Source organism: Nocardia sp. TBRC8007, assembly GCF_056629435.1.
In genome coordinates this window covers 1-291 of the sequence record NZ_JBWSOR010000211.1, presented here as the reverse complement: position 1 = coordinate 291, position 291 = coordinate 1, and the positions used below count along the sequence as shown (strand labels likewise).

The window sequence follows — 291 nt, the reverse complement described above, 5'->3', positions numbered from 1 at the left end:
ACCGCCGGGTTCCTCACCTTCTGCAAACGCCTGATCAACGGCTACGACACCAAGATCCACCTCATCGTGGACCGGCACCCGGTCCACCGCGCGAAAGCGACCGCGACCTGGATGGATACCCACCACAACCGGATCGAACTGCACTACCTGCCCGCCTATGCACCGCACCTCAACCCCGACGAACTGGTCAACGCCGACCTCAAACGTGTCCTGGCCGACCAGATCATCGAGGAACGGAACCAACTGCACCTCGCTGTCCTGTCGTTCTTCCGGCGCATCCAGAAACTCCCC

Annotated in this window: 1 protein-coding gene; it reads left to right on the top strand. The window is 61.9% G+C overall.

What is annotated here, in order from left to right:
• Nucleotides 1-291: transposase (locus ACX4ZE_RS23345; RefSeq protein WP_480275620.1), on the top strand; the 291-nt coding region annotated here is incomplete at both ends.